General features: G+C 38.7%; 12 protein-coding genes. 8 read left to right on the plus strand and 4 right to left on the minus strand.

What is annotated here, in order from left to right; translation table 11 throughout:
* Positions 1-59: 59 nt before the first annotated feature.
* Positions 60-1,235: a D-alanyl-D-alanine carboxypeptidase family protein gene (locus tag C9J47_RS10740; RefSeq protein ID WP_107253533.1), complete on the minus strand. Its 1,176-nt coding sequence runs from the start codon at positions 1,233-1,235 to the stop codon at positions 60-62.
* A 493-nt stretch (positions 1,236-1,728) separates the two neighbouring features.
* Between C9J47_RS10740 and C9J47_RS10745 the strand changes: the two genes are divergently transcribed.
* From C9J47_RS10745 to C9J47_RS10775, 7 genes are all read left to right on the plus strand, one after another.
* On the plus strand, positions 1,729-3,213 hold the full coding sequence (locus tag C9J47_RS10745) for a carboxypeptidase M32 (RefSeq protein WP_107253534.1): 1,485 nt from the start codon (positions 1,729-1,731) through the stop codon (positions 3,211-3,213).
* Positions 3,214-3,778: 565 nt separating this feature from the next.
* Complete coding sequence (locus tag C9J47_RS10750; protein ID WP_107253535.1) at positions 3,779-4,609, plus strand: hypothetical protein; 831 nt, start codon at positions 3,779-3,781, stop codon at positions 4,607-4,609.
* A gap of 50 nt (positions 4,610-4,659) precedes the next feature.
* The gene (locus C9J47_RS10755; RefSeq protein ID WP_107253536.1) at positions 4,660-5,169 is read left to right on the plus strand and encodes a hypothetical protein; all 510 of its coding nucleotides are present in this window, start codon (positions 4,660-4,662) and stop codon (positions 5,167-5,169) included.
* A gap of 461 nt (positions 5,170-5,630) precedes the next feature.
* Positions 5,631-6,377: a hypothetical protein gene (locus C9J47_RS10760; protein WP_107253537.1), complete on the plus strand. Its 747-nt coding sequence runs from the start codon at positions 5,631-5,633 to the stop codon at positions 6,375-6,377.
* Positions 6,378-6,596: 219 nt separating this feature from the next.
* Positions 6,597-7,781, plus strand: coding sequence for a C45 family autoproteolytic acyltransferase/hydrolase (locus C9J47_RS10765; RefSeq protein ID WP_107253538.1), 1,185 nt, complete (start codon positions 6,597-6,599; stop codon positions 7,779-7,781).
* Positions 7,782-8,145: 364 nt separating this feature from the next.
* Positions 8,146-8,796 (plus strand): hypothetical protein, encoded by a 651-nt coding sequence (locus tag C9J47_RS10770; protein WP_107253539.1) that lies wholly within the window; start codon positions 8,146-8,148, stop codon positions 8,794-8,796.
* 354 nt (positions 8,797-9,150) lie between these two features.
* Positions 9,151-9,444: a hypothetical protein gene (locus C9J47_RS10775; protein WP_107245020.1), complete on the plus strand. Its 294-nt coding sequence runs from the start codon at positions 9,151-9,153 to the stop codon at positions 9,442-9,444.
* Positions 9,445-9,537: 93 nt separating this feature from the next.
* Here C9J47_RS10775 and C9J47_RS10780 read toward each other — a convergent pair whose 3' ends face one another.
* Positions 9,538-10,218: an RES family NAD+ phosphorylase gene (locus tag C9J47_RS10780; RefSeq protein WP_049788930.1), complete on the minus strand. Its 681-nt coding sequence runs from the start codon at positions 10,216-10,218 to the stop codon at positions 9,538-9,540.
* On the minus strand, positions 10,218-10,622 hold the full coding sequence (locus C9J47_RS10785) for an MbcA/ParS/Xre antitoxin family protein (RefSeq protein WP_107253540.1): 405 nt from the start codon (positions 10,620-10,622) through the stop codon (positions 10,218-10,220). Before C9J47_RS10785 ends, C9J47_RS10780 begins: the two co-directional genes overlap by 1 nt.
* Positions 10,623-10,931: 309 nt before the next feature.
* On the opposite strand from C9J47_RS10785, the gene C9J47_RS10790 reads away from it, so the two are divergent.
* A complete protein-coding gene (locus C9J47_RS10790) occupies positions 10,932-11,849 on the plus strand; it encodes a cation efflux transmembrane domain-containing protein (protein WP_107253541.1) in 918 nt (305 codons plus the stop codon).
* A gap of 99 nt (positions 11,850-11,948) precedes the next feature.
* On the opposite strand, the gene pepT is transcribed toward C9J47_RS10790, so the two are convergent.
* The gene (pepT, locus tag C9J47_RS10795; protein WP_107253542.1) at positions 11,949-13,178 is read right to left on the minus strand and encodes a peptidase T; all 1,230 of its coding nucleotides are present in this window, start codon (positions 13,176-13,178) and stop codon (positions 11,949-11,951) included.
* Between the last annotated feature and the right edge of the window lie 225 nt (positions 13,179-13,403).

The raw sequence follows: 13,403 nt of genomic DNA on the forward strand, positions 1-13,403 counted from the left end.
TACAGTGAAAGTGGGTTCAATTCTAAATCTATAATTGATTCAGCCTGTTAAGCTAGTAATTACTTAAACAGGTTCGCAAAAAACATTTTAACATAATCAATTAAGCGACTAAAGATACCGCCTTCTTCAACCGTTTCTAAAGCGACTAACGGCACTTCTGCAATATCTTCACCATTCACTTGGTAGAAGATTGAACCGACATTATCACCAATCACAATTGGTGCCATTAAATCATGTGTTAATTTAACATTGGCTGTCACTTTCTTTGCATCATTGCGTGACAGTGTCACGTAAGTATCACTATCGACCCCAAGGCTAATTGTGTCGGTGTTACCCATCCAAATACGCTCATTCAGCACCTCTTGCCCTTTTTTATGTGGCGAGATTGTACTAAAGAATCGGAATCCATAATTTAGCAGCTGCTTACTTTCGGCTTCACGGCTTTTTGTACTACTAGAGCCCATAACAACTGAAATTAAGCGCATGTTCCCCTGCGTTGCTGAGCTCGCTAAACTATAACCAGCACCGCTAGTGTAGCCCGTTTTCATACCATCAACATTAATACTTTTATCACCGAGTAACCCGTTACGGTTACGCTGTGTAATATTGTTGTAAGTAAAAGAACGTTCACTATATAGAGGGTAAAGATCCGGTAAATCTTTGATTAATGCTTGCCCTAACAAAGCTATATCGTAAGGGGTACTGAACAAATTAGGGTTATCAAGACCATGTGCATTCGCAAATTGGCTGTTATTCATGCCTAAATTTTTAGCCCATGAATTCATTAATCCAACGAATGCATCTTGAGAGCCAGCAACATGCTCAGCAATAGCAACACTTGCATCATTACCCGATTGAATAATAAGGCCACGGTACAAATCCATCATTGAGACTTCAGTACCTACTTCAATAAACATCTTAGATGAATCAGAAAAGTTTCTAGCCCATGCATTTCTACTTATAACAACAATATCATCTTGACTGATGTTTCCGCGTTTCATCTCTTGCCCTGCTACATAGCTGGTCATTAGCTTTGTTAAACTGGCAGGATTTAATTTTACATTTGCATTTTTTTCGACGAGAACTCGACCTGTATTGTAGTCCATCAATACATATCCTTTAGCGCCTAATACAGGTGCGTCAGGAACCACAGTTGGTACGGCTAGAGCAGGCAAAGATAACGAGAGAAAAAAAGTACCTGTTACTGCTGAAATTATTCTTGATGTCTTTTTCATTTTAGTATGAAAATTCCTAATTACGACTACTTTGGGCATTATATCTGACTATCAATTCAATGCGCGCGTACTTTACAAATTCTTACGAAAGTGTAAGTGTTTTGACACATTAGAGCTTATCACGCTTCATTTATCACACTACACAATATGACATTAATTACATATATTTGCAGTGATTTTCTGAGAAACGTTTTTAGAAAATACGTTCTTAATTTCATAATGCCTTTTTAGCAGAAAAGACCAGTCAGATTCAACACTCTTCATTTTTATACTGACAGTTTTGTGTCAATAAATAGTAATGTGCGTTTTATAGGATAATTAACCAGCGTATTACTCTGCAGTAGCTGATAAAACTCGACAAATTCAACCGTAATAGCAAATAAATCACTCAACTGCGGTAAAATGCCCTGTTTGCTAGTTAAGGCATTCTTTATTCCGGTATTTATCGATATTCTTAGTAGTTAAAGCTACTAAGTCAACGCAAGGATTGATGATGACTTACTATGAAAAGTTAGTAAAACACTCAAAGAAAATTAACCGCTTATCACATCTTGGGGCTATCTGTGGTTGGGATCAGGCTGCAATGATGCCTGAAGGTGGTAATGATGCTCGTTCAGAAGCCATGGCTGAATTAGCCGTTATGTCTCATGAACTCTCCACAGCCTCTCATTTAGCTGATTGGTTCAATCAAGCAGAAGCAGAATCATTAACGGCTGAAGAAACCATCAGCCTGAAAGAGATGAAGCGTGTTTGGCAAATGAGCAATATTCTTCCTGCTGAACTTGTAGAGGAGCAATCGCTTGCAGGTTCTAAATGTGAGCATGCTTGGCGAACTCAGCGCCAAACCAACAACTGGCATGATTTCAGTAAGAATTTAGAAACAGTTGTTGAGCTAGCACGAAAAGAAGCCGCGATACGCGCAGAAGCTACGGGCTTGAGTCGTTATGATGCATTGCTCGATATTTATGAACCAGGAATGACAACTACTGAGCTTGATTCACTATTTGCTGATGTTAAATCATGGCTACCTTCCCTTATCCAGCAAGTGCGTGAAAAACAAAATACAGAATCGGTTTTAACACCTAAGGGGCCTTTCTTCATTGATGAGCAAAAATCCCTTAGTTTAGAGGTTATGAGCAAGCTGGGATTCGATTTTGACCATGGCCGTCTAGATGTAAGTACACATCCATTCTGTGGTGGTGTGCCAAGCGATGTACGTATTACTACGCGTTACGATGAAGACGATTTCACTTCTGCATTAATGGGCGTTATTCATGAAACGGGCCATGCTCGTTATGAGCAAGGTTTACCTCAACAACTCGCGGGATTACCCGTTGGCCAAGCGCGTTCTATGGGTATTCACGAATCTCAAAGCCTATTTTTTGAAATGCAGCTTTCTCGTAGCCCTGAATTTATTGCCTTACTTGCACCTTCTGCACGTGAAGCATTTGAGCGCGAGAACGATAAAGCATTAACGAACGAGAACCTTGCTCTATTTAATACGCGTGTTAAACCGGGATACATTCGAGTAGATGCAGATGAGGTAACCTACCCTGCACACGTTATTCTTCGTTATGAAATCGAACGTGATTTAATTGAAGGTAATATTGAAGTCGTTGATATTCCAAGACTTTGGGATAAGAAAATGACTGAGTATCTTGGGCTTTCAACCAAAGGAAATTATACCGATGGCTGTATGCAAGATATTCATTGGACAGATGGCAGCTTCGGCTATTTCCCTTCTTATACATTAGGTGCAATGTACGCAGCCCAGTTTATGTCTGCTATGCGTACTGAAATGAATATTGAAAACCTTATTCGTGAACGTAACCTAACGCCGATATTTAATTGGTTAGATCGCCATGTTTGGAAGAAAGCCTCTACATTATCGACGGACGATATATTAAAAGCAGCGACTGGCGAACGTTTAAATGCTCAATACTTCAGAACACACCTAATTGATCGCTATCTGAAATAATCTCGCCTTTATCTCGACGTAAAGACTGGTGACGTTGTTATCGTTGGCGAAAGTAAGTAAACACCCAGCTCAAAAAGGGGCTCTTCTGAGTCCCTTTTTTTTGTTTCCGGTGAACACCAGAAACACGCTAAATGCCGAATAAACCCAACCACCTTATATTATACTAATCATATATTGAAGACATGTACAAAGCACCGCATAAGCTTTTAATTTCTTTTCGCAAAAAAAATCAAATAATCATTTATGTGCATGACAGGAGGATTATTATTAATACATATAATATGATGCAGAAATAACTTTTAATCACCCTAACCATTTCTAACCATTTCTAATCATTTCTAATAACGTTTGTTTTTACTCAAAACCCCATCAAGCATAGCATACACCCCGTCGAATAAATCGCAGTAAGCGAATGTGTGAAATTTTAATTTTGAAAGAAAGTAGAATAATATTTCTCACGGAAAGTCGCTTGCACCTTGAACCGAAATTTAATATTCAACACTGTCAACGGAATACAAAACCTTGCGATGGATTGCTTGATAGAAAAAGCAGATAGGGTTTAAAAATGAAAAAGGCTATTTTAGCAGCAACTCTAGTTTCACTATTCTCTGGCGCGGCTCTGGCTAATACAACTTATGAAATTTCACATGATGGTGACCAAGAAACCACCGCAAAATTTGATTCAGAATTGATCGGAGGCTTACATGGCGGCATTGAGCTTGTCGCCATGGATAACCTTAAATACCACAAAGAAACTACTTTCTCACTGGATTACAAGTTTGACATCACTGATGCTTGGTATATTGAACCTCAATTCGATTTGACAATTCCATCTCACCATGTTGGTCGTGCTTCTTATTATGGCAATATTGACGGTAGTGCAATGATGCCGGGGGGAGATGAGGTAAATGCTAGCTATAAATCTAGCAACACTGCTAAATTTGGTATCGAAACTGGCTATAACTTCGGTAATGGCTTTTATACTAGTGCTCGTTACCGTTATGAAGTTCGTGACGGCAAATTAAATGCTAAGTTCTTATCTGTAAACGATGGAGTTGACGCCACGCTTTCTTCTAAAGAGAAAGAGAAGCTACATCGCTTTGATCTTACTGCTGGTTATGTAGTTGGCGACATGGTTGATTTGTCAGCAAACTACATTATTAAAACGGGTAAGTTAGATATCGATAGCGAAGTGCCAAAACACCAACTCACAAATTCACTAGATGCAGACTTCAGTCAAACAGAACTTGAGCTAAAAGCACAATATGCAGGATTTGATAACTTTAAACCATACTTCGAATACACGGTTAAGAGTGATACTAACTTTGACGGTGGTCTTAACGGTAAGTTGAAGAATGACAACGTTTGGAAAATCGGTGCGCAATTTAGCTTCTAACTAAGTATGTATAAGAGGCAGTCATAGACTGCCTCTTTATTGGTGATTTTATGAAAAAAACTATTGTTCTGACTCTTCTTTCTACTTTCGCTATGTTTGGCTGTGAAGCAATCAACATGACGCGTGCCGCCAGTCTAATGTTGGACTACAACCTTCTTGCAAGTGGTGCTTCTGTATTTAATTCGCAGGATGGTAGTCAATACCTTATCCCACCGGCGCATGATAGCAACAAAGACCTAATGCTTGTATGTTACACCAATAGTGGCCTTTTTAGTGACACTGAAGAACAACCTCTGCGTGATGCTGCAAACGAATGGCTGTCACAAAACAAAGATGGCATGGTAGCGACTGCAAGCAAAAACCGTTCTGGTGTTTGGGAATCTCGAACTTGTTATGAGTTTCAATATGAAAACAAAGAGCTAATGGCACAAATCAGTCGAGCTTCTGGTGCTTACATACACGATTATGAAACGAAGACAGAGAAAGAGCAGCCAATTGGTGCTTATCTAGATGAAGAAACGGGTGATGTTGTAATAGTAGGAGAAACAAACTCAAATTAAGTAATGAAGGAGAACTAAAGTTCTCCTTCATTACTATACCCAAACTACCTCAAGATGCAGGATTCAGAGTGATCTCAGCGTGTTTAATTCAAGGGAAATGTGTAGGAATGGCATTCCGCTGGAGTAATACAATGAGTGCAACACATTTGACACTCCTTATTTATTTACTATACAGCCTGTAAGCAGAGTATATTCCAGACAAACCAAATACCGTACTTAAATAAACCATGCTGTTCGGCTAATACAACAAGAAGGTTAAGCTTGTCTTTATATACGTAATCTATTTCAACTAATCACTATTGATCACCCTACTACCTTTAAAAACCCCGCATGTATATCATTCCCCCCACAATCAATGATAATGCGGTAAATATTAATTTCATCTATATAAATTGGTTGCGTTTCTAATCAGGAAAATACTATCCATTGCCCATACATAAATAAAAAATGAGAAAATCATTATGAAGAAATCATTTTTAGCAGTATTACTATTACCATTTTCAGCTATTTCTAATGCTGCTGACACTCCGCCAGACCCAAGTGACTTAACTCAAGTTAACTCTTTTGTTTATGGCACGGTTGATAATGATGGAACACTAAAAGGCATAGCTGGTCTCGCCGGTCAGTATACAGAAGGTAATAGCTTCCTTGGCTTGATTGAGCACTCAAGCGCGACAAAGGATAACACTATCGGTAAAAAAGACCATAATACTCGTCTCCGTTACTTTCAAGTATTAGATACTGGTATTGATAGCCTTCCTCAAGCAGGCTTCTCAATCGACTACATGAAAGGCTGGAAGAAAACTAATGGTGTTGATAGCGATATTGTAGCGCTTGGTACAATAGCTAAAGTCACTACACCCTGGGAAAGCTTTACTATTTTCCCTAATGTTGCTTATGTAACAGGCAAAGCTGAAGCTAATGGCCTTGGTAGCCTTAGTATCAAAGGATATCAAACTAACTTATTTGGTTCCTTATCATTTGGTGAAGCTGGTCAGTATATGGTGTTCCAACCACAATGGATGGATACTAACGTTGGTAGCAAGTTTGAAATGCGGACCGCATATGGTCAACCATTTAGCTCAGACGCTAAATGGTGGGTTGAAGTTGCGCACTCTTATACTCGTATAGCTGGTGATAGCGAACTCAAAGGCCTTGGTACTAGCAATGATAACAAGTTCACATTAGGAGTCTCTTATTATTTCTGAATAGAAGTCAGTCCACAGGGCAAGGATGCCCATTTCTAAATCCCAAATAGTATTTCTAATTACATCTAATAACCCCCCAAATTACTTGAAATAAGCGTTGCTCTACTATTCCCCCATCAAATGAAAACACTTTCTAATATCTCTGATAAAGAAGGTGAAAATTAAACAATTTACGAAAAAACACATAAATCAAATGGTTATAACATTGAGATTAATATCATGAGAAAATCAGTCATTGTTACATTGCTTGCAGTTTCAGCTTTTGGTGCAAAAGCCGAGCTTATCCAACACACTGACCAAATTGCTGAGGTTAAATTCACGGGTTCATCTTATGAACTTGGTAAACATGTTGGTGCTGTTGCCAAAAACCAAGTTCTTGATGCTATCAAACGCTTTGATAGCACATTAGATGTAATGCTTCCTGGTTTAAGCATTTCAAAACTGTCAACTTCATTTAAAGAAAAGAATGTTTATGGCAAATTGCAAAAAGCATCTCCTGACGCGGCAGCCTATATTGAAGGTTTGGCAGAAAGCCTCGACAAAGATCCTGACTTGCTTCTAGCTGTTGGTATGTCAGATGAAGCAATTCTTGAATCTCAGCGCAATGGTGGTATGGGCTTTCTTCAGACTGAGAAAGCCGGTCATGATCCAAAAGCTCCTGCTAAATGTACTGTAATGGGGGTAAGTGATGGTAAAGGTAAAGCTTGGGGTCAAGCAAACTTTGACTACATGGGTATTAATTACAAAGGGTTGATTGTGTTAAATCATACTGACATAGATGGTAAAACACGTGTTATTCAAACCTGGGCAGGCCTAATCCCTTATGGTGGTGTTAGCAAAGGTGGCCAAGCGATGCTGATGAACACAATGGCCGATGAAGGCACAGCACGACAAAATGCTAATAGTGATATTTTGTCTGAAACGGCTACCCCATCATACTACTTGAGCTGGGATGCTTATAATGCTGAAAGCTACCGGGATGTGATCGATATGTATAAAGCATACCCTGAATATACAGCGTTCTTCACTTACACTGTAGTAGATGCAAACAGAAAAATAATGAACATCGAAAATAATTATGGTGGTGATGTTTCTTACAGCATTTCTAACAAACAAGCTCATGCTAACCACTCAATTTTCCATTCGAAGGACTTTGTAAACCATGAATTTGCTGCGCACTCTCTTGATCGTCAAAAAGCAGCTGAAAGATTCATTCAATCTGCGACAGTGAATACTACTAAGGCAGAAACCCAATCTTTTGCAGAGACTAAACCATTATGGAAAGGCCGTGGCGAATTGATGGGTACAGTCACATCAACTCGCTTTGAAGTAGACAAAAAGAAAGTTGATATGTATATCAAGACAGATGCTGAACATCCAGAAGTTCATATTAAGAATTATTAATCAATCAGTCTATAGAGGAGAGAATAACCTCTCCTTTTGTTCACTATGAAATTTCATTCAACATTAAAATATTCTATTTCATTTGTATTGATTCTAGTTTTTCTTTGGTATCACACTACTGATGATGGCCATATTAGCAGCATATCCATCTATTGGTTATGTAAGTACTTTCTATTTCTTATCACTTGTAACTTCTGCTGGTATGCCTAGTTCTAGCTTATGCGATTTGATGTGGTTTGGAAAACGCCGAAAGTATAGTTTTCTATAAGTCATTGATATTGTGTAAGTGCTGATGTCAACAATATGCTACAGTTTAAAGCTCAATTCCATATCGGATAAGATGAATTCTCAAGTGAGCACAATTATGGATGAAAAATCGCGTTCCCAACTTGGACTTCTACTAACAGACCAAGACAAACTTCTAGATATATTAGCTCAAAATCCATCAGCTCTTGAAGACTATCCAGAACTTCAAACCCATATCTTAGAGAAGAATAAAAAATCAGTTGAATATCGACGCGCTATAAGAAACAAAGAAATCACAAAAGATGAGTACATTGAAGCTATCTTAGATCGCATAGACTGGATAGGGTTTGAGTTGTGCATGACATTGAATCTTGATTTCTTGGTAAACAAAGTAGCTTCGCAAGTTGGTTCAGATATCGAAGCAATCAAATCTTTAGAAATCAAAGAGTTTGGTAATGATACTTTATCTAAACTTTTACACCTTATGGGTAATGCAATATATACGACACAGGACAATAAACCATCATATCCATGGTTAAGTGTAAGAGGCCATGCAAATCCTGCATTTTGGCGTAAAGCACATCTTGCTTATGATGCATTTCAAGATGGATACTCAAGTCATTTCAAACTCAATGAATACTTTAAATTTAAGTATGGTATAGCTGTTCCACAGTCATTTACACGGTTTGTGCGTCAAGAAGGTGATCCAAGAGAAATTGAAAGTTGGAGAGAATTTGCAGGATACGTGGATCGGTGTTCTTCCAGGTAGCATTTGGATGGTACTCATTTTAAGATGCATTTAGAAAATCGTTACTTGAAATAGTAATAGCTGATTCTGACAAAGACTCATTTTTATTGTGAGTCTTCTCACACTGAAACGCCCTGTGGGACCATGGAGTGTTTTGTAGAAATTTCTGAGGTACTCGCATCACGAATTAATTAACACTTGCAGTTGTACCTTTATGTTCATTGAGAGGGTTTGCAACGACCGAATTTCTTACGATATATAAAAAGAAACAACTTAATTATAATTTTTTTATCATACGTCACAATTTCTATCTATTTATTTTCTATACTTATTTAGCAATATTATTCGATGTTGTTTATGAATGAAGGAATAAGTATGAAGTACAAAGCACAAAATCTAGACTACAAAGGTGAAAATTGCGGCGTACATAACTGGATTTCTGATAAAGGAAATTCATTTTACTGGCACCCTGATTGGCTACACATTGCGGAAGATGAAACAGGCTTGCATGCACAACAACAATTAGACATTCCTTCTGGCGAGAAAGGCACAAAAAAACATGCTGTCACAGCAATTCTTAAACACTTAAATGATTGGATTGTAGATGGTCTTGAAAAAAATCCTGACATTAAAGATGAAGCTGAAAAAGCCGAGAAAGGTTTGAAATAGAACGTCGCTGTTATCGAGTGAGTTATAACATCTACCTACTTGATTATTTCTATAAGCCAGCAATTCCTTGCTGGCTTAATACTTTCTAATCAATCACACCAAGCTAATCTCAAGAACGGCATTTACTGATGCCCCATTCCATTTATATGAAAAGTGCTTTGATTGGCAAACTTTACTGACTAGGTTAGGTTTGAATAACGCATAGCAATCGTAACCTTGGTGCCGTACTGATTGATAAAGAATTCCGTCACCTTTTTTGCCTTTAATATCATTAGCAACAGCTTGCGAGTGGGTATAATTCGTTGGGTGATAAACCTCTGAATCTAAAGAGCCTTGATCAGTTAAATCAGCAAGTTCACCATTAAACCAAGCATCTATACAGCGCATTTGAATATCTTGCGCGGGCTCTTTGGTATACCCCATTAAACGCTCAAGGTGATAAACCGTTTCTTTAATCGCAGTATTGATATCAGGCGCCGCATAATAAACCCCATAATCTGCTGTATTAAACCGAGAACCGTCAGGGTTTATATGGGTAAACGCAGCCATAACATAGCTGCAATGTGGAATACCAACCAAACGATCGCTCACGGGTATTCCACTAAAATCACCGACTTCTTCGGCTAGTCTTGGGTTGGTAATCGCTTCAACAGCAAAGATCGCTTCTAACTGTTCTGGATTTGCCACATCTTCATAAAGATTTATCGGTGGATATTTAGATGGGATCAGTCGAAAACATAATTGTTCTGAAAAAGATTTCATTGAATACTGCATTAAGACTTCCCACCACGCCAAGCATTTAAGCGTGAAGCTACCTGGTAAAGATCAATCACTTTACCTTGCATCATGACATCCATTGCGCTTCGGCCAGAAAAGAAAGGATGTGTGTTGGGTTTCTGTACCCAGTTATAAACACTTTCTTCCGCGGTAAACATTATGCGTAGACATTTGTGAATATTTAATATGTAGCTCATACGCTCTAGTAAATCTTTCGATACTTTTGCAGACTCTGGGTGGCTACGGTATTTATTCAAGGTTGAACGGCTGGTTAAGCCAAGTACAGCCATCTGCTGAGCTTGTGTACAAGACCATTTATCCAAAATATTGAAAACAACTGGCAGTACTGCATTTCCAGCATTGAGTTGAGCTTGTTGGTGAGTCGCTGGTGTTGTATTCATCGCACCCTCTTCATTTTACTTTTATATGTATATTTATAGACTAAATTTAATTAAATGTCCATTTATGGCTAGTCGTGTATTCTTTATTAAACCCGTAACGATTCTGAGCTAACAGGGCTAAGAAGTAGCTCAATACCATTGAACTACGTAATAAAGGCACTTATTATCAGTACGACTGAGGTTCGCAACAATGGTGCTTTTAAGCCGTAGAAACAACGTATTAATTAACAGATTAGTTAGCGTTAGGTGGCTTAAAACAGGTATGGTAAAGCAACGACGTATTTTAGCTGTTTTTGTTGAGAGCAAATCATGATTCACAAACTACAATCTATCGAGCGGCAATCATTGACTGTTGGTGTTGTTGCAAATCTTGTAATGGCGCTATCTGGCTGGGCGACTTTTTACCTATCAGGGTCTGAAGCCTTATTACTCGACGGTAACTTTTCGTTCATTATGTTCTTGTCATCTATCGCTGCACTGAAAGTGGCTGAGATAAAAACGCGGCGCTCTCACACTTTCCCTTTTGGCTTATTTATCACAGAAGCCTTATATTCTTTGGTTAAAGGCTTATTGATTGGTGGCGTGCTACTGGCTGCAATCATCGGTAACGTGTCTAAAATTGTCCAGTACATCAATGGAGCAGAATTACCGCCTCTCAAAACAGGTCCTATACTGATTTACTCCATTGCGATGGTCATCATCTGCTTTGGCTTATCTTTGTTTTATCATTATCAAAACAAACAGGTAGGCAATAAAAGCAGCATGCTCAGTATCGACAAAAGTGCATCGCTCGTCGATGGCTTCATGTCGGCAGGCACCGGTGCCGCTTTGGTTATTATCGGGTACGTGAATGCTGATAGTGGATGGGGTTTTCTTCTTTATATTGGTGATGCCATCATGGTTCTAATTTTGGCGTGCCTGATGATAAAACAACCTATCTCTATCATCAGAAATGCCTTTATCGAAATGGCAGGCGGACAGTTACAAAATCAACAAGATTATCAGCGCATTGAAAGTGTTATTAGTGATTCACTCACTGCACAAGCACTTAAGCAAGAAGCCTTGTTCATCAGCAAAACAGGGAGCAGCTATTTGGTCGTGATCAGCTTTTCGGCTGAGCAACTCACATCTATAGATAGCGACTCTTTACAGACAGCAAAAAATGGCATAAGTCAGCAGCTTAGTCAGACATATCCGCATATTGATGTTGAGTTTGTTCTAGCATAAAGAGAGTAACTTCTCGTTAGGTACAAAAAAGGCGCCGTAATCATACTGCGCCTTTTTTACAGAGCAACTTTACAGGTCAATGCTAAAAACACATCAAATTTACTGGTACTTCTCTGATGTTTTCTCAGCTAATTTAACGATAACACGTACAGCCTGCTCCATGCCTTCAATCGTAATGAATTCATGAATACCATGGAAGTTATAACCGCCAGTGAAAATATTAGGACAAGGTAAGCCCATAAACGATAAGCGAGCTCCGTCTGTACCACCACGAATAGGCTTGATATCAGGTTTTACATCACACGCAATCATTGCTTCTTTCGCCAATTCAATAATATGCTGATGTGGCTCTACCATTTCACGCATGTTGAAATAACTATCGGTAAGAATAAGCTCAACACGTCCTTTCGTTAATGAACTGTTTAGCTCATCGACTTTACTTTGCATAAAGGCTTTTCGTTGCTCGAGCCCTTCGCGATCAAAATCACGGATAATGTAGCCAAGTTCAGTTTTTGCAACAGAAGGCTCCATTGATTTTAAATGATAGAAGCCTTCATAGTGCTCGGTACATTCTGGTGTTTCTTCTGTAGGCATCATTAACTGGAATTGAGCGGCAATATTCATCGAGTTAATCATTTTGTTTTTTGCAGTGCCAGGGTGAACATTCACACCATGACAAATAACATCAGCCGACGTGGCATTGAAGTTTTCAAACTCTAGCTCACCAACAGGGCCACCATCTATGGTGTAAGCCCATTTTGCACCAAACTTTTCAACATTAAACAAATTTGCACCACGACCAATCTCTTCATCCGGTGTAAAACCAATACAAATATCACCATGTTTAATATCTGGGTTAGCTTTAAGGTGCGCAATAGCCGTAATAATCTCTGCAATACCCGCTTTATTATCAGCACCCAGTAATGTTGTACCGTCAGTGGTAATAATATTGTGACCAAGCAACTTTTTAAGATCAGGGTATTGAATCGGCGAAAGCACTTCATCGCCTATACCTAATGCAATGTCACCACCTTGATAATTTTCAACAATCTGTGGTTTTACATCTTTGCCTGAAGCATCTGGTGCTGTGTCCATATGCGCGATAAGACCAATCGCTGGCACATCATGCTCTACATTTGACGGCAAGCGTGCCATCACGTAACCGTTCTCATCAAGCTCAACATCAACCAATTCTAGCTCGATAAGCTCATTCTTTAATTGTTCTGCAAGTACAATCTGACCACTGGTACTTGGGCAGTGGGTAACTGAGAAGTTAGATTGAGTTTCAAAGCTTACATAACGTAGAAAACGCTCAACTAAATTATCCATAGACCACTCTTAATTAGGTTATTTAAGTACTGTTACGAAAATAGATAAGTACTTACAAAATGTAACAGTGATTATTATGCACATTGGGCAAAGCTGGCTTTGAGGTGGGTCATTTTTTAAGAGGATAAGTAAAATAAATATTGCTTTAATAGACAAAAATGAAAAAAAGAGAGCCATCACAGAATGATGTACTCTCTTTGATTTTGTAGTCAATTATCAATAATT

This window comes from Photobacterium indicum (genome assembly GCF_003026215.1).
Lineage (GTDB): Bacteria > Pseudomonadota > Gammaproteobacteria > Enterobacterales > Vibrionaceae > Photobacterium > Photobacterium indicum.